The sequence below is a fragment of the Agrobacterium sp. ICMP 6402 genome (assembly GCF_009498615.1).
GTDB lineage: Bacteria > Pseudomonadota > Alphaproteobacteria > Rhizobiales > Rhizobiaceae > Agrobacterium > Agrobacterium burrii.
The window spans coordinates 187,911-203,508 of the sequence record NZ_QSNV01000002.1 but is presented as its reverse complement, the minus strand read 5'-3'; the positions used below and the strand labels follow the sequence as shown (position 1 = coordinate 203,508).

At 60.6% G+C, this 15,598-nt stretch carries 13 protein-coding genes; 2 read left to right on the top strand and 11 right to left on the bottom strand.

Translation table 11 applies throughout. The annotated features are described in order from the left end of the window. The first annotated feature begins 18 nt into the window (after positions 1-18). Positions 19-1,446, top strand: coding sequence for an aspartate ammonia-lyase (locus tag DXT96_RS09110; RefSeq protein WP_371418821.1), 1,428 nt, complete (start codon positions 19-21; stop codon positions 1,444-1,446). On the opposite strand, the gene DXT96_RS09105 is transcribed toward DXT96_RS09110, so the two are convergent. The 4 genes from DXT96_RS09105 to DXT96_RS09090 all read right to left on the bottom strand — a co-directional run bounded on the left by DXT96_RS09105 (position 1,415) and on the right by DXT96_RS09090 (position 7,524). Beyond that, the gene (locus tag DXT96_RS09105) at positions 1,415-2,131 is read right to left on the bottom strand and encodes a FadR/GntR family transcriptional regulator (RefSeq protein ID WP_153514386.1); all 717 of its coding nucleotides are present in this window, start codon (positions 2,129-2,131) and stop codon (positions 1,415-1,417) included. The two genes, DXT96_RS09110 and DXT96_RS09105, sit on opposite strands and share 32 nt — an antisense overlap. 163 nt (positions 2,132-2,294) lie before the next feature. Beyond that, on the bottom strand, positions 2,295-5,366 hold the full coding sequence (locus DXT96_RS09100) for an efflux RND transporter permease subunit (RefSeq protein WP_371418820.1): 3,072 nt from the start codon (positions 5,364-5,366) through the stop codon (positions 2,295-2,297). Next, on the bottom strand, positions 5,363-6,448 hold the full coding sequence (locus DXT96_RS09095) for an efflux RND transporter periplasmic adaptor subunit (RefSeq protein ID WP_153514385.1): 1,086 nt from the start codon (positions 6,446-6,448) through the stop codon (positions 5,363-5,365). The genes DXT96_RS09100 and DXT96_RS09095 overlap by 4 nt, the downstream gene beginning before the upstream one ends. Continuing rightward, entirely contained in the window at positions 6,448-7,524 is a 1,077-nt protein-coding gene (locus DXT96_RS09090) for an efflux RND transporter periplasmic adaptor subunit (protein WP_153514384.1), read from the bottom strand. Before DXT96_RS09090 ends, DXT96_RS09095 begins: the two co-directional genes overlap by 1 nt. Before the next feature lie 300 nt (positions 7,525-7,824). Between DXT96_RS09090 and DXT96_RS09085 the strand changes: the two genes are divergently transcribed. Beyond that, a complete protein-coding gene (locus tag DXT96_RS09085) occupies positions 7,825-8,442 on the top strand; it encodes a TetR/AcrR family transcriptional regulator (protein ID WP_153514383.1) in 618 nt (205 codons plus the stop codon). Positions 8,443-8,462: 20 nt separating this feature from the next. On the opposite strand, the gene DXT96_RS09080 is transcribed toward DXT96_RS09085, so the two are convergent. Genes DXT96_RS09080 through DXT96_RS09050 form a run of 7 tightly spaced genes read right to left on the bottom strand, consistent with a single transcriptional unit; the run spans position 8,463 to position 15,598 of the window. After that, positions 8,463-9,917, bottom strand: coding sequence for an NAD-dependent succinate-semialdehyde dehydrogenase (locus DXT96_RS09080; protein ID WP_153514382.1), 1,455 nt, complete (start codon positions 9,915-9,917; stop codon positions 8,463-8,465). Between the two features lie 11 nt (positions 9,918-9,928). Then, the gene (locus DXT96_RS09075; RefSeq protein WP_153514381.1) at positions 9,929-11,011 is read right to left on the bottom strand and encodes an ABC transporter ATP-binding protein; all 1,083 of its coding nucleotides are present in this window, start codon (positions 11,009-11,011) and stop codon (positions 9,929-9,931) included. Beyond that, a complete protein-coding gene (locus DXT96_RS09070) occupies positions 11,008-11,808 on the bottom strand; it encodes an ABC transporter permease (protein ID WP_153514380.1) in 801 nt (266 codons plus the stop codon). Before DXT96_RS09070 ends, DXT96_RS09075 begins: the two co-directional genes overlap by 4 nt. A 1-nt stretch (position 11,809) precedes the next feature. Then, positions 11,810-12,685: an ABC transporter permease gene (locus tag DXT96_RS09065; protein ID WP_153514379.1), complete on the bottom strand. Its 876-nt coding sequence runs from the start codon at positions 12,683-12,685 to the stop codon at positions 11,810-11,812. A 59-nt stretch (positions 12,686-12,744) separates the two neighbouring features. After that, a complete protein-coding gene (locus DXT96_RS09060; protein ID WP_153514378.1) occupies positions 12,745-13,755 on the bottom strand; it encodes a polyamine ABC transporter substrate-binding protein in 1,011 nt (336 codons plus the stop codon). Positions 13,756-13,812: 57 nt separating this feature from the next. Further along, positions 13,813-14,127 carry an NIPSNAP family protein gene (locus DXT96_RS09055; RefSeq protein WP_149899570.1) on the bottom strand — a complete coding sequence of 105 codons (315 nt, stop codon included), beginning with the start codon at positions 14,125-14,127 and terminating at the stop codon, positions 13,813-13,815. A gap of 4 nt (positions 14,128-14,131) precedes the next feature. Further along, positions 14,132-15,598 (bottom strand): aldehyde dehydrogenase, encoded by a 1,467-nt coding sequence (locus DXT96_RS09050; RefSeq protein ID WP_153514377.1) that lies wholly within the window; start codon positions 15,596-15,598, stop codon positions 14,132-14,134.

The following is a 15,598-nucleotide window of genomic DNA, read 5'->3' as shown; positions in this document are numbered from 1 at the left end:
AAGCCAGTGGAGGAAAAAGTGAGTGTGACGCGCAGGGAGCATGATTTGCTCGGAACGAAGGAAATTCCGGCGGATGTCTATTGGGGTGTGCACACCGCACGCGCGGTAGAAAACTTTCAGATCACCGGGGTGACCATCGGCCACAACCCTTATCTCGTCCGGGGATTAGCCTATGTGAAGGAGGCGGCCGCACGCGCAAATCACGAACTCGGCCTGCTCGACACGGAACGAATGGAAGCGATCGCTGCGGCCTGCCGCGAAATTCGCGCAGGCGCGCTGCATGAGCAATTCGTGGTGGATGAAATCCAGGGCGGAGCCGGCACCTCCACCAACATGAATGCCAATGAGGTCATCGCCAACCGTGCGCTTGAACTGCTTGGCCACGAAAAAGGCGACTATGCCCGCCTTCACCCCAACGACCATGTCAATCTCAGCCAGTCGACCAATGACGCCTATCCGACGGCGGTCAATGTCGGCCTGATCGAATCAATCGACGATCTGGCGGCCTCCATGGGCGTGCTGAAAGATGCTTTCGACCGCAAGGCACAGGAATTTGCCGGCTTCATCAAGATCGGGCGCACGCAATTGCAGGACGCCGTGCCGATGACGCTCGGCCAGGAACTCCGCACGTTTGTGGTGATGCTGGGTGAAGATCAGGCCCGCCTGATCGAATCCGCCGCCCTGCTGCACGAGATCAATCTTGGCGCCACCGCCATCGGTACCGGCCTTAATGCGCCGCGCGGTTATGCGGCGCTTGCCTGCCAGCATCTGGCAGCGCTAACCGGCCGACCGCTGGTAACGGCAGTAGACCTCATTGAAGCGACGCAGGATCCCGGCGCATTCGTGCATCTGTCCGGCGTGCTGAAGCGGGTGGCCGTCAAGCTGTCGAAAACCTGCAACGATCTTCGCCTGCTCTCCTCCGGCCCGCGCGCCGGCATCGGTGAAATCACCCTGCCGTCGGTTCAGGCGGGTTCCAGCATCATGCCCGGCAAGATCAATCCCGTCATTCCCGAAGTCGTCAATCAGGTCGCCTATGCCGTCATCGGCAACGATATCACCATCACCATGGCCGCCGAAGCCGGGCAGCTGCAGCTGAACGCCTTCGAGCCGATCATGGTGCGCGCGCTGTCCCAGAGCATCAGCCAGCTCAGTGCCGCCTGCCGGACACTGGCGGAACGCTGCGTTGACGGCATCGTCGCCAACCCCACCATCATGGCGCAACGTGTGGAGGAATCGATCGGTCTTGCCACCGCGCTCAATCCGCTGATCGGTTATTATGCGGCAACGGAGGTCGCGAAAGAGGCGCTGGCCAGCGGCCGCACCGTGCCGCAGGTGGTTCTGGAACGTGGATATCTGACGGAAGCGCAATTGCAGCAGGCGCTGAGCCCGCGGCACCTCGCCAACCTGCCGGCGCTCACGGTTGACGAGCCCGATCTTCTCCAATGATCGTGGTCACCACCTGCTTCACCTGCCCAAGGTGAAGCTCCATCGCCTCGCGCGCCTCGGGTGCTGAACCCCGCCGGATCGCTTCGACGATCCGGCGGTGCTCGTAATTCGACGCAACGCGGCGGCCCGCCATCAGATTGACCATCTCGGATTGCTGGGACACAGCTTCGCGGGCATCGGCCACCACTTTGGCGAACAGGCCATTGGCCGAGGCTTCCGCGATGGCGCAGTGGAATTGCCCATCCAGCAGCACCCAGGGGTGCGGCCTCTCTTCGACTTCCATCCTGTCGCAGAGGTGCAGTAATATCTCCAACTGGGCATCGGTGCGCCGGAGCGCCGCCCATCCGGCCGCCGGCACCTCGATGAAGGGACGCGCCTCGATCAGATCGCGGGCGGAATAAGCGCCGTAATTCAACTCGGAAGGCGGCGTCGGCGTCATCACATAGGTGCCGCTTCCGGTGCGGGTCTGCGTCAGCCCTAAAGTCTGGAGAGATCGCAAAGCCTCGCGAATGATCGGTCGGCTGACGCCATATCTTTGCGCCAGATGCGCCTCGGAAGGGAGCCGTGTACCGACCGCAATCTGCCCCGAGGTAATCGCTGAGCGGATATCTTCAAACACCGCTTCCGCGGCGTTCTTGCGATTGATCGGCTGTGCATCCGCAAGCCAATCCGACAACCCGCCCATCTTTAAACCCTCCGCACCCTCAATATGCCTGCCATCCAGCAATGAAGGGATGGCCGCCGCTCACGCGGCTAAGCCGACCTTCCTAACACTATCCGGCCAGATGGAACAACGACGGCGTATATTTTTATCGGAGGAAGGAAGCGGCGACCGCTTCCTTCCAATATCACGCCTTCACTTCCTGTCCCTCCGGCTCGTCATCCTCACGCGGAATGCGGAACCACGCGACATAAAGCGCCGGCAGGAAAAGCAGCGTCAGTGCCGTGCCGACCACGATACCGCCCATCATCGCATAGGCCATCGGCCCCCAGAAAATCTCCCGCGAAATGGGGATGAGGGCAAGTGTGGCCGCTGCCGCCGTCAGCATGATCGGCCGCATGCGGTGTTCTGTCGCCTCGACCACCGCGTGCCAGGCCGAGACGCCCTCGCTTCTCAGATGCTCGATCTGCACGACAAGAATGACCGAATTGCGGATCAGGATGCCGATCAGCGCCAGCACGCCAAGAATGGCGACGAAGCCCATCGGCGCATTGGAGAGAAGCAGCGCCACCACCACGCCGATCAATGCGGTCGGCGCCACTGCGAAGACCAGGAACAGCCTGCTGAAGCTTTGCAGCTGCAGCATCAGGATGGTCGCCATCGCAAACAGCATCAGCGGCACCACGGCAACGATCGGCGCTTGCGAATCCGCGCTGGATTCCACCGAACCACCCGTTTCCAGCTTGTAGCCGACGGGAAGCGTTTTCTGGAACGCCTCGATCTTCGGCTTCAGCTGCTCCACGATTGTGGCGGGCTGTGTTGGTCCGATAATGGCGGCCTTGACCGTGATCGTCGGGATCCTGTCACGACGCCAGATGGTCGGCTGTTCCAGTTCGTAGCGGAAGTTGGCGATCGCCGACAGCGGCACGGCCTTGCCGTTGGTCGCCGGCAATTGCAGGTTCTGCAATGTTTCGATGGAGCCGCGCTCCGACATCTGCGCCCGCGCTACCACATTGACGAGATAGATGTCGTCCCTGACCTGGGTAACTGTGGAACCTTCGACAATGCTGTTCATGGCATTGGCAATGTCTTCGGACGAAACACCAAGCTGGCGGGCCTTGTCCTGCAAAACGTCAACCTTGACCACACGCGTCGGCTCGTTCCAGTCCATGACCATGTTGGACAGCAGCTGGTGTTCGCCGACGATGCCCGACAATTGTTGTCCAAGCTCACGAACCTTCTGGATATCAGGACCGCTCAGGCGATATTGCACCGGTTTCCCGACCGGCGGGCCAATATCGAGCAATTTCACGAAGGCGTCGGTGCCGGTGAAGGTCCGGTTCAGGTAATCCTGCAACTCGGCGCGCACCTTGTCGCGCACATCCAGCCCTTTGGTCACGATCACCGTCTGGCCGAAGGTGACGTCAGGCGTCTGCACGTCGAAGGACAGGATGAAACGCGGTGCGCCTTCACCGACATAGGTTGTCCAGTGGTCGATGTCCGGGTTCTTCGCCAGCGCCTCCTGCTCGAACTGCGCCATCTGCCGGTTGGTTTCGGCAATCGAGCTGTTCTGCGGCAGGTTCCAGTCAACGATAAGCTCCACGCGGTCGGATGACGGGAAGAACTGCTGCTGCACGAGGCTCATGCCGCCAACGGAAAGACCGAACAGCGCGATGGTGAGGATGATCGTGACCCAGCGCCAGCGCAAAGCCCGGCCGAGAAGCCACGAGAAGGCGGAGGCAAAACGCCCCTTCTTCTCGTGGTGCGATTTCATCGTCTTCGGCAATATCGTCACGCCGAGCAGCGGCGTGAACAGGACTGCAACGATCCACGACACGACCAATGAGACGGCGATCACCACGAAGAGGGTAAATGTGAATTCACCCGCCGCGCTGTTGTTGAGGCCGACGGGAATGAAGCCGGCGACGGTGACCAGCGTGCCCGTCAGCATCGGGAAGGCGGTCGAGGTATAAACATAGGTCGCCGCCTTTCTGAGATCGTCTCCGAGTTCAAGACGCGCGACCATCATCTCGACGGCAATCATCGCATCATCGACGAGAAGCCCGAGCGCAATGATGAGGGCTCCGAGAGAGATGCGCTGCAGCGAAATGCCGGTATATTCCATATAAACAAAGGTGATCGCCAGCACGAGCGGGATGGAGACGGCAACCACCATGCCGGCCCTGAGGCCAAGGCTGATGAAGCTGATGACGAGAACGATGGCGATCGCTTCGAAGAGCGCCGAAGTAAAGCCCGATACCGCCTCATCAACCACGGCGGGCTGATCGGATACCCGGTGCAGATCGACGCCGATTGGCAGGTCCGCGACGATGCGCTTCATCTGCGCATCCAGCGCCTCGCCGAAATGCACGAGGTTCGCACCGGTTTTCATGCCTATGGCAAGACCGATGGCCGGTTGGCCGTTAAAGCGGAACAGCGACGATGGCGGATCGACATAACCGCGCCGGATCGTCGCCACTTCCGTCAGCGGAAAGAACCGGTTGTTGACGCGCAGGTTGATGGACCGCAGGCTGTCTTCCGAGGTGAACTGACCGCTGACGCGCAGCGCCACACGCTCAGGGCCGGCATTGACGAAACCGGACTGGGTAACGGCGTTCTGGGATTGCAGCGTCTTGATGATCGACTGCTGATCGATGCCGAGCGCCGCGATCTGCCGCGTGGAAAATTCCAGATAGATCGCCTCGTCCTGCGCGCCGATAACATCCACCTTGCCGATATTGTCGACGGTAAGAACTTTTGCGCGGGCATCTTCCACCAGATCGCGCAATTGCCGCTGGCTGAGGCCATCGCTGGTGAAGGCGTAGATATTGCCATAGACATCGCCGAAGCGGTCGTTGAAGAACGGACCGACGACGCCCGAGGGGAACTCGCCCTTGATATCACCGATCATGTTGCGCACCCGCACCCATGTCGGTTCAACGTTCCTGGCCTTGGTTTCCGGCACCAGCTCCACGAAGATCGTCGTGCGGCCGGCCACCGTCTGGCTGCGCAGATGGTCGAGATTATCGAGTTCCTCGAGTTTCTTCTCGATCCTGTCGGTCACCTGCCGGGCCACGTCCTCGGCCGAAGCGCCGGGCCATTGCGCACTGATTACCATCGTCTTGATGGTGAAGTTCGGATCTTCCTCACGGCCGAGATTGAGATAGGAGAAAACGCCGGCAAGAACGAACACCAGCATGAAGTACCAGACGAGCGAACGGTGTTCGAGCGCCCAGTCGGAAAGATTGAATTTCTTCACTGACGGACCTCCTGATCGATCCTGATGGCTTGCCCATCCTTAAGCTTGTGAACGCCGGCACTGGCAACCCGCTCGCCGGGTTTGACGCCGCCGGTAATGCGCACGCTGCCGCCGTCAACCGGCTCGCCCGCTATCGTAACCGGACGCAGCGCCACCGTTGCCGTATCGGCGTTGACGATCCAGACGCCCCATCCATTATCGGTTTTCAGCAAGGCTGATGCGGGAAGCGCAATCTGCGGTTCGGATGCGGCAAGCACCGAGGCCGTGACGACGGAGCCCAGCCGGAAGGCCGCGGGCGCATCCTGCAGGCTGATCTTCGTGCGACGCGTGCGCGTCGCTGTTTCGGCCTCAGGGGCGATTTCGCGCACCACGCCGGTGGTGCGGATTTTCGGATCGAGCTGCAGGGCGATCTCGAAGGTCGAACCGATCTCCAGCCGCTGCGCCGCAAATTGCGGAACATCCACCACCACATCGCGCACTTCCGGGCGGGCGATGGTCACGACCGTCTGACCGGCCGAAACGACCTGGCCGATTTCGCCCGATGTGGCGGTTACCACGCCGTCAAATTCTGCACGCAATTGCGCATAGCCAAGCTGCTCTTCGGCCTTGTCCAGATTTGCCCGCGCCTTGGCAACGGCGGCATTGGCGGTGCGCGTGGCCTGTTCGGCCTCTTCCAGCGCGGCTTCAGTGCCGCTGCGGGCCTCGGCCAGCACGCGCTGGCGTTGTTCGGTCGTCACCGCATTGGCGAGTTGCGCTTCCGCATTGGAAAGATCGGACTGCGCGCTCTTCACCGACAGTTCGAGTGCCAGCGGATCGATCGAAGCAACCACATCACCTTTCTTGACCAGATCGGCCACATCGACATTGCGGGCGATGATCCGGCCGAGAACGCGAAAACCGAGATCGGTCTGGATGCGCGATTCCACCGTGCCGGTGAGCCGCAGCGCATCGGGCGATTTCTCTTCCACCACAACGGAGAGTACCGGACGCGGTGCCTCCGCGGCGGCTTCCTGCTTTTCCTGGCAGGACGAGACGGCGATTGCCGCAACGAGCAAAAACAAGCTTCTGTTTATCCTGAACATTATTGTGCCTGCCCCTTTTCATAGGCGACCTTTTCACCGGCCCGCAGAAATTTTGTCCCGACGGTGACGACGATATCGCCGGGGTTGAGCCCGTCCGCGACGACAAATTGGCCGGTCTCGTAGTCGGCGACCTCGATCTGGCGCATGGCGATTTCCGAAGATTGCGGATCGACAATCCAGACGGCAGGAAGACCGTTCTGCGATGTCATCGCCGACCATGGAAGCTCGATGGCATCGACCTGTTTGAAGCGGAAATGGCCGGATACGGGCGCGCCGAGCGGCATGGTCAAATCGCCGTTGAGGCCAACCTTGACCCTGATCGTCCCATTGTCCGGATCGATCGTCGGGGAAATCTCCCGCACCGGCGCCGCAACCGTACGGGACGGATCCGACAGGAGGCTGACATTGACGAGATTGTCGATATCACGCTCGAGGAACAGCGATTCGTAGACATCGAAAACCGCATCGCGCGGCCCGTCATGCGCCAGCGTGAAAACAAGCTGCGCAGCCTGCGCCACCTGGCCGACCTCGACATTACGCGCCGTGATCACACCATCCGCATCGGCCCTGAGTTCGGTATAGGAAAGCGCATCGCGGGCCGTATCGAGCTGCGCCTGCGCCGATCTCACCGCGCCCTGCGTGGTGAGCAGGGTTTCCTGGGCCTTGTCGAGCGCCGAGCGCGAGGTCACCTGTGTCTTGAACAGGCTCTGCTGGCGGTCGAACGTCAGTTGCGCCTGCGTTTGCTGCGCTTCGGCCGATTGCAGGTTGGCGAGCGCGACATCGATGTCGGCCTTCTGCTCTTCGGGATCGATGCGGGCGAGCAGTTGCCCCTTCGTCACCCGCGCACCCACATCCACCAGCCGCTCGGTAATCTTGCCACTGACCCGGAAGGACAGGTCCGTCTGAACCCTTGCCCTCACTTCGCCGGTGATGACGCTGCCGCGATCGACCGGCTTTTTCACCGCCGTGACCACATCGACGGTCCGCAGCGGCTTTTCGGCCGGCGGCCCTTCATTGCTGCAGGACGACAGGGCAAAAACACCGCCGACCGCCAGCGCGATAAGAATGGTTTTCATGGTGACCTCTTGATCTTCGCCCCATCCTATAATATTTGACTGACTGAATAGTCAATGAAATTCTTATGCCGCCGATCCGGGAACCGTTCGGGCTTAACGCCGAGCTCCCGGATGATTATCGAAGATGTGCCGCCGGGCGTTCTTGGGAGACACCGGGAATAGGCTGAAGAATGAACCACGCACCACCTGCAAAAATCGATTCCGGTTTTTGTGCCGGTGCGATAGGCAGGCCATCAATGACGTCCGCCGCTCACGACGGATAGAAGGGCACGCGCCGAAAATACCTGAGGAGCCGGGGTCATGACGAAAACAAAACTGACACGTGCAGAACAGAAGATACAACGTCCGTTGCAAATTCTCGATGCCGCATTTGAGGAATTCACCAAAAGGGGATTTACGGCAACGCGGGTCGAAGACATTGCCGACCGGGTGGGGGTGACGAAAGGGACGGTCTATGTCTATTTCGAAACCAAGGAGGCGCTTTTCGAGGCTATGGTGAAGCATGCCTCCATGCCGTTCCGGGAGACGTTCGGCGCCTATACGCACAAGTCGGACGATCCCGTCGAGGAGCTTCGCCTGCTGCTCGAATTCCTGTTCGACGCACTCGTCGACAACCGAAAAATGCGGGAACTGTTTCGTCTGATCGTCGCCGAAGGCGCAAAATTCCCCGAACTCATCGACCAGCACCATGACACGATGATGGTCCCCGTCTTCGCACGCATCGATGCGATCCTCGAGGAGGGCGTGGCGAAAAAAAGGTTCAGGGCCAATCCTCCCGAACTTGCCAAGGTGGTGATGTCACCCATGGTCGGGACATTGGTTTTCCGGCTGATTTTCGACGACAGACGCATCCTGGACAAGCAGGCCGTGCTGAAGGTCCATCTCGACCTCATCATGCGCGGATTGCTGACTCCATGAGCATTTTCAAAGCCCCTCTCTCAACCGACGCCGCCAATGCAGACATATTTGAGTTCAGTATATTCCTCGATCCCATGGCGTGACCCCTCCCGCCCGAGGCCCGACATCTTGACCCCGCCGAACGGCGCTTCAGCAGTGGAAATCGCCCCCGTATTGACGCCGACCATGCCATATTCAAGCGCCTCGGCAACCCGGAACACGCGGGAAAGATCACGGGCATAAAAATAGGATGCAAGGCCGAAATCGGTATTGTTGGCCTGCGCGATCACATCCGCTTCATCCTCGAAACGGAAAAGCGGGGCGAGCGGCCCGAAGGTTTCCTCGCGCACCACCTGCATGCCGGCATCGACATTGCGAAGGATCGTCGGCTCGAAAAAATTACCGCCAAGGGCGTGTCTTCTGCCGCCTGTGGCAATCTCGGCGCCTTTCGAAAGCGCATCGGATATATGCGCTTCCACCTTGGCGACGGCGTTACCATCGATGAGAGGACCGAGAATACTTGCCTCCTCCAGCCCGTTTCCGACTTTCAACTGTGAGACGGCGAGTGCGAATTTTTCAGCGAAGGCGTCATAGACGCTGCTCTGCACATAAAGACGGTTGGCGCAGACGCAGGTCTGGCCATTGTTGCGGAACTTGGCGATCAGCGCCCCTTCCACGGCGGCATCGAGATCGGCATCGTCGAAAACGATGAAGGGAGCATTGCCGCCAAGCTCCAGCCCCAGTTTCTTGATGGTCGGCGCACATTGCCGATAGAGATGTTCGCCCGTGCGGGTCGAGCCGGTGAAGGTCAGAAGACGGATATCGGGGCTCGCCGTCAGCACGCCGCCGATTTCTGCGGCAGGGCCAGTGATGATGCTGAAAAGTTCAAGCGGCAGGCCCGCGCGCTCGGCGAGAATGGCAAGTGCTATGGCCGAAAATGGCGTCTGCGGCGCGGGTTTCAGCACCACGGCGCAACCCGCCGCAAGCGCTGGACCGACTTTGCGGGTGATCATGGCATTGGGGAAATTCCACGGCGTGATGGCCGCAACGACGCCGACCGGTTGGCGAAGAATCAGAATGCGCTTGTCAGCCTGGTGGCCGGGCACCGTCTCGCCGTTGATACGGCGCGCCTCTTCGGCAAACCACTCGATGAAGCTTGCACCATAGGCGATCTCACCCTTTGCTTCCGCGAGCGGCTTTCCCTGTTCCAGCGTCAGGATCATACCGAGATCGTCGCGGTTTTCCATGACGAGCCGGTGCCACGCCTTCAGGATAGCCGCACGCTCACCGGCAGTGCGGCGCGCCCATGCCTTCTGAGCAATCACGGCGGCAGCGATTGCTTCCTGCGTTTCCGCTGCGCCGAGTTCGGGAACCTGTCCGACGCTCTCCCCTGTTGCGGGGTTGCGGATCCTCGCCGTTTCACGACCATCGCAGCCGATCCATCGGCCTGCCACGGGGACTTTTTCATTGAGGAGTGTTGGATCACTCAGATGCATGGGCAAATCCCTCAACAGAAAACCTGCGCCGACGCCGGGTCGAAGGCAAGATGCACGAGATCGCCACGGCTCAGTCCGGAAATCGCGTCGTGGCCGAAGGGCAGCCGCACGGCAAGTGGTTCACCTGAACCGGTATAGGCAACAACATGGACGTTGTTGCCAAGGAAGGTGATGTCGCTGACCGTGGCCTGAAAACCGGCGGCGGAAGCCAGCTTGCTCCGGCTGAGCTGCAGACGTTCCGGACGCAGCATCAGCGCCGCCTTCGTTCCGAGCGCGGCTTCGCCATGCACCGGAATATGATCGAAGACGATATCCCGGCCGAGCGAAACCGTCGCCTTTCCACCCGATGCCGAGAGCAGATCGCAGGCGATAAAATCGCTGTCGCCGATGAATTCGGCCACGAAACGGGTGGTGGGGTGGGCATAAAGCTCCGGCCCCGTACCGATCTGGTCGATCACACCTTTCGAAAACACGGCGATCCGGTCGGAAAGGCGCAACGCCTCTTCCTGATCGTGGGTGACGTAAAGGATCGTCACCTCCGTCTGCTGGTGGATGCGGCGGATTTCGAACTGGATTTCCTCGCGCAGCTTCTTGTCGAGCGCCGAGAGCGGCTCATCCATCAGAAGAACCGGCGGATCATAGGCAAGGGCGCGCGCCAGCGCCACGCGCTGCTGCTGACCACCGGACATCTGCGCGGGCTTCCGGTCCTCGAAACCTTCGAGACGAACGAGCCGCAGCATCTCCTTCACCTTGGCATCGATCTCCGCCTTGCTCTTGCGGCGGACCTTCAGCGGAAAGGCGATGTTCTCGCCGACCGAAAGATGCGGAAACAGGGTGTAACGCTGGAAGACCATGCCGATATTGCGCTTGTGCGACGGCGTGGAGAGCAGGCTCTCGCCGTTCAGCAATATATCGCCCGCCGTCGGCTGCTCGAAGCCGGCCAGAATATAAAGCGTCGTGCTCTTTCCCGAGCCGGACGGCCCGAGAAACGTCATGAACTCGCCCGGCTGCACGTCGAGATTGACGTCCTGAACGGCGACGACCGGTCCGTATTGCTTAGCGATACCGCGAATTTGCAGGAGCGGTTTGGTCATGTTTTCAGTCCTTTTCGCACAGCCGCGACAAGCAGCATGAGAATGATGGTCACCGCGATGAGAAGCGTTGAGGCGGCAGCGATGACAGGCGTCAGATCCTGACGCAGCGTCGCCCAGATTTTCACCGGCAGCGTCTGCAATGTCGGGCTTGCCATGAAGATCGCCAGCACCACCTCATCCCAGGAGGTGAGGAAGGAGAAGATCGCCGCCGAAAACAGGCCGTGGCTGATGGCGGGCAACGTGATGCGGATTTTCGCCTGTAACGGGCTTGCACCGCACAGCACTGCCGCATCCTCTATCGACTTGTCGAAACCTTCGAGCGCACCGGTCAGCGCCAGAATGGAAAAGGGCAGCGCCACGACGAGATGGGCGATGACGAAGCCGGTGGTGGTGCCCGCAAGGCCGAGTTTCAGGAAAAAGGCGTAGAGCGCCACGGCAAGCACGACGACCGGTAGGATCATCGGTGTCATGAACAGCGCTCGCAGCGTGCCGCGCCCGATGAAACGACCACGCACCAGCCCGAAGGAAGCGACGAGACCGATCAGCACCGATAGCACCGTGACCATGAGAGCGATGCGCAGGCTCGTCCAGGCGGCATCCAACCATCTCGGGTCAGCGAAGAAATCGGCGTACCATTTCAGTGTCCAGCCGGGCGGTGGAAAAATCAGCCATTGCGACGAGCCGAAGGACAGCGCAGCGATGAAGACGATCGGGAGGATCAGAAATGCCGAGGTCAGCACGGTGATGAGCAGGAGCAGCCATTTCCAGAGGCCGAGGCTGTTATAGTTCAAAAGCATGTCAGCGCCCCCCTGCCCCGGCCGCGCCGAAGAATTTCAGCTGCACGGCGTAGAGAGTAAGTGTCACCACCAGCAGCACCAGCGCCGCTGCCCCGCCCATGCCCCAGTTGACGAGCGACTGCACGAATTGCGCAATGAGTTCGGCCAGCATCATGTTCGCCGTGCCGCCGAGCAGCGCCGGGGTGACGAAATAACCGAGCGACATGACGAAGACCATCAGCGCGCCGGAGATCATACCAGGTGCGGCAAGCGGGATGAGAACCCGGGTCAGCGCCTGAAAGCGCGTCGCCCCGCAGAGCGACGCCGCCTGCAGAATGGCCGGGTCGATCTTGCGGATGACGCCGTAGAGCGGAATGATGATGAAGGGCAGCATGATATAGGTCATGCCGATGGTAACCCCGGTGAGATTGTTGACCAGCGCCAGCGGCTGATCGATGATGCCGAGGCCCATCAGTGTCTTGTTGACCACGCCGGTACGCTGCAACAGCACCATCCAGGCATAGGTGCGCGCCAGCAGGTTGGTCCACATCGACAGCAACAGAATAGCGAAAACAATGGAGGCAAGCCGCGCCGGCATGATGGCAAGCGCCCAGGCGACGGGAAAGCCGATCACCAGCGACACCACTGTTACCAGCGCCGATACAGCGAAAGTGTTGAAGAAAATCTTCAGATAGGTGGAGCTGCCCAGCAGTGCCGCATAGTTGCCAAAGCCGAAGACGGGTTCGGTGACGCTGCGCGACAGCAGGATCAGAACCGGAACGACAAAGAACAGGACAAGCAGAACCAGCGCCGGCAGGGTGGCGGCAAAATTGCCGGGCCGGACGGGCATTCGCGCCGTCGCCTTCGTGCTGACTGTTTCATCGGTTAGCGAGACCATGTCCAAACCTCCCCGGACGTGGAAAATCGCGCGGGCGTTTCGCTGCCCGCGCCGTTATCTTATTTCGCCTGCCAGGCGTACCAACGCTCGCCGATTTCATCGCGGTGCTGCGCCCAGTAGCCCATATCGGCATCGACCTGGCTTGCGGTCTGCTGGTCCGGCAGGGTTTTCGCCGTTTCCGGATCCATCAGCTTGGCGGATTCGATGTTAACAGGAGCGTAGCCCGTCGCGGTCGCCATATCCGCCTGCGCCTGCGCGGAGGTGGCGAGTGCGATGAACTTCATCGCCGCATCCTTGTTCTTCGTTCCCTTGGGCACGACGAGGGAATCCGCTGCGGTGATGTTCTGTTCCCAGGAGGTCTCCACCTTCACGCCGCTCTTCTCGAGCGCCGTCATGCGGCCGTTCCAGACGCTGCCGAAGGGCGCTTCCGCCGATGCGATCAGCTGCTGCGACTGCGCCCCACCAGACCACCAGATGATATCGAATTTGATGGTATCCAGCTTCTTGAAAGCGCGGTCGAGATCAAGCGGATAAAGCTTTTCGGCGGCCACACCGTCGGCCAGAAGCGCAGCTTCTATCACGCCCGGTGCGGACCACTTGTAGAAGGTGCGCTTGCCGGGAAATTTAGCCGTATCGAACAGATCAGCCCAGCTTTTCGGGCAGGCGGCCACGGCGTCGACATTGCAGCCGATGACGAAGGAATAATAGAAGCTGCCGACGGAATAATCCGTCACGAAACGCGGATCGAGCTTCGTCTTGTCGATGACGGCGAAATCGAGCTTCTCCAGCAGGCCCGTCGGCCCGGCCTGCGCGGCATAGTCGCCTTCGACATCGACCACATCCCATGTCACGCCGTTTGCCTCGACCATGGCCTTCAGCTTGCCATAGTCGGTCGGGCCGTCCTGAAGCACGTTGATGCCGCTCGACACCATGAATTTTTCGGCCCAGGCCGCCTTCTGGGCGTCCTGCGTGGTTCCTCCCCAGCTGGAAAAAACCAGATCATTCGCCTGTGCAGCTGCACCGAGGGCGAAAAGTGCTGCGCATGTCGTCAATACCAGTTTCGATCTCATGTTCCCTTACTCCGTTTTAGAGCTTGTCGTTGGCATGCACGTCGCGACCGGCGGCTTTCAGTTGAGCGGTGAAAAACGCGCCGGCTTCATGATCTTGTTTTCGGCGACTTCGATGAGGTCGCGGATTTTCGGCAGAAACGACAACCAGCGCGGATCAGCCATCAGCTTCGCGCGTCGCTCCTCGCGGTCATCAAGGCTCGCAAAAGCCCAGATATGAACAATTTCGTTGATCGGGCCGATCTCGGAAAAGAAGTAACCCACCAATTCGCCGAGATGGCTTTTCTGGATTTCGATACCCTCTTCTTCCACGACCTTGAGATAGGCCGGGATGGCGCCGTTCTTCAGCCTGTAGGTGCGTATCTCGTAAAACATCGGCTCACCGCATCACGAAAGGATCGGGGATCGGGTCGTCGGAGGTGCGCAGCCATATGGTCTTGGTACGCGTATAATCGAGCGCCGCCGCAATCCCGCCTTCGCGTCCATCACCTGAGAGGCCAAAGCCGCCGAAAGGCGCGATCGGCGAGACGGCGCGATAGGTGTTTACCCAGACGATGCCGGCGCGGATCGCCTTCATCAGCCGGTGGGCACGCGTCAGGTTCTGCGTGAAGACGCCGGAGGCGAGGCCATAAACCGTGTCATTGGCGAGCGCGATGGCTTCCGCCTCGGTTTCAAACGAAACAACCGAAAGAACGGGACCGAAAAATTCCTTTTCCATGGAGGGTGAACGGATGCCGTCGCAATCGAGAATGGTCGGCCGATAGAAATAGCCGTCGCCATCGACAGACGCGCCGCCCGTCACCACTTTCGCACCGGCATCCACGGAGGCGGAAACCAGCGAGACGATGTGCTGGCGCTGGCGCTCCGTCGCCAACGGCCCCACTTCCGTCGCCATATCCAGCGGCGAGCCAATGCGGATTGCCTCAGCCTTCGCCGCCAAAATCTCGAGGAAACGGTCCTTGACGCTTTTTTCGATAATCAGGCGCGATCCGGCAACGCAGCTCTGGCCGGTCGCGGCAAAAATGCCCGCCACCTGCGCATTGGCGGCGCTTTCGAGATCAGCATCGGCGAAAACGAGGATCGGCGACTTGCCGCCGAGTTCCAGCGAGGTGGAGGCAAGGTTTTCAGCCGAATTGCGAACGATGTGACGCGCCGTTTCCGGGCCGCCGGTAAAGGCGATATGGGCCACCTTCGGATGGGTGGTGAGCGCATTACCGCAGGACGCGCCAAAACCGGTGACGATATTGACGACGCCGGCAGGAAAACCGGCCTCGTGCACAAGACGCGCAAATTCCAGCAGCGGTGCCGGCCCATCTTCCGAAGCCTTGACGACGAGGGTGCAGCCGGCGGCCAGCGCCGGGCCGATCTTGACGGCGGCGAGAAACAACTGACTGTTCCACGGCACGATGGCCGCCACCACGCCAACGGGTTCACGCCGCAGCCAGACATCCATATCCGGCTTGTCGATGGGCAGATAAGCGCCCTCGATCTTGTCTGCCAGCCCGGCATAATAACGGTAGTAGTCCGCGACATAGGCGATCTGTGCCGACGTCTCGCGAATGATCTTGCCGGTATCGCGGGTTTCAAGTTCGGCAAGCGTCTTGGCATTTTCGGCAACCAGATCAGCCAGCCGGTAAAGCAGCTTGCCGCGCTGGGTCGCCGTCAGTTTCGACCAGGCGGCATCCTCGTAGAGCGCCCGATGCGCGGCCTCGACCGCGCAGCTGACATCCGCCTCGCGGCTTTCAGGCATTTCGGCCCAGGGCGCGCCGGTTGCCGGGTCGAGGCTGGAAAAGCTCGCCTCACCATTCTCGAAACGTCCGTCGATATAGCATTGAAAACGGCGCAT